Source organism: Psychromonas aquimarina ATCC BAA-1526 (assembly GCF_000428725.1).
Classification (GTDB): Bacteria; Pseudomonadota; Gammaproteobacteria; order Enterobacterales; family Psychromonadaceae; genus Psychromonas; species Psychromonas aquimarina.
Genome location: NZ_AUAM01000132.1, coordinates 1 through 1491, shown reverse-complemented (window position 1 = coordinate 1491; position 1491 = coordinate 1). Strand labels below are relative to the sequence as shown.

At 33.4% G+C, this 1491-nt stretch carries 2 protein-coding genes; both read right to left on the bottom strand.

Annotated elements, in window-relative coordinates; all coding sequences use genetic code 11:
- Positions 1-388 precede the first annotated feature (388 nt).
- Positions 389-679, bottom strand: coding sequence for a hypothetical protein (locus G337_RS0119305; RefSeq protein WP_028865305.1), 291 nt, complete (start codon positions 677-679; stop codon positions 389-391).
- 123 nt (positions 680-802) lie between these two features.
- On the bottom strand, positions 803-1363 hold the full coding sequence (locus G337_RS0119300; protein WP_028865304.1) for a hypothetical protein: 561 nt from the start codon (positions 1361-1363) through the stop codon (positions 803-805).
- Positions 1364-1491: the final 128 nt, after the last annotated feature.

The window sequence follows — 1491 nt, the reverse complement described above, 5'->3', positions numbered from 1 at the left end:
AGCCGTAATGCGTCCGATTGAACGCTTTGTTAGTTGATTGCTTACTCGAAGCAAAGAACCAACGCTAATTTAAGTTCGGCGCGTATTCAGAAGTGAAGTGCGTTTGCACCCACCGCCACGACACACCAAACCGATGAATTTGAGGCTTTAATAAAACTCAAATTGATAAACTCTAAACAACTCAAAAGGCGAAAACACACCGTTTAAAAACACCAATCCTTTGAGTTTAAAACCACACCAAGCAACCTAATTTTCTTTTGATTAGTGGTGGCAACTAACGCCCGCATAAACTGCGGAACATGTTGGACGCTTTTTTGCGTCATTTTCTTTTAAGCAAAAAATCGGACAATGTGAGACGTCAGATTTAATGCGCTTGTTATGTGATTTATTACTGAGCTAGGTAAAACTTTTTTAATAATGCCTTTGAAATTATTTGCGGTGGAATAACTTCTTTCATTGCCCATAAAAGCAACGGTAAAAAGAACGTAAATCCAGCAGCAATTAGAGCGAGACCAATGTCGCCAGTATTTAAAAACAAAACAAATATTACCGTTGTTAGAAATAAATTCACCCAGTAAAGGGAATGAAAAGATTTCTTACGCTTTGTAATTACAGCCTGACTGTTACTTCGATACTTTTTCCTAGATACCTTTTTATTTACTAGACGGTTTTTTTTCATAAACAGCTTTGCTCAAATATTAGCGATGTCACATAACGCCGCAATAAACGGCATAAAATTGTTGGCTATAATTTGTGAGGCACGAACAAAAGCCAACTGTTTTATGTCCGGTTAATTGCCTTGTTAGCTATTTTTTGCAACTAAATACTGTTTTGTTACATCTTTTTTGGGGCCAAGTAGCGTCATGTAAGGAAAAAGTTTAGACTTAAGATACATAACAAGAAAAAAGCTCAATAAGAAAATTAAAAACCCAAATTCAAAAATAGTATTACCGCTGAGCAGGCTATTAACTGACATTGGAAGTAGAATAATAAATAATATTAAATAACCTAAATATGTTTTATAACTCTGTTTAAAGAAGCCATATAGAAACAACATTGGTATTACAGTCATTTGCATTGTTATTGTTACAACCATGTAATTAGATGTACTTGACGCAATTTCATTTACTGCACCATATGTCAAAAGAGAGTTAACAATTACAACTATAAACATAAAACCTAATAGGGTGTTTTTTGCGATTTTATGTTTTTCAATTAAGGTCTTATCTTTTAAAGTGCTAACAAAATATGCAATTTTTTTCTTTTTAATACCTACATTTTTATATTTACAAAAAATATTTTGCAGTGATTCACCAGAATCAAAATCTGCTTGCATTAACTTTACTAATTTATTATTTTTCATATTATCCAAATCCAGTGGAAATATATACGAGATAGCTAACGCCCCTGTTAAGGCGCAAAATATTGTTGGCTAAACTTGAGCGTAGCGAAAATAGCCAACTGTATTTTGTCGCACTTTAACGGCTTGTT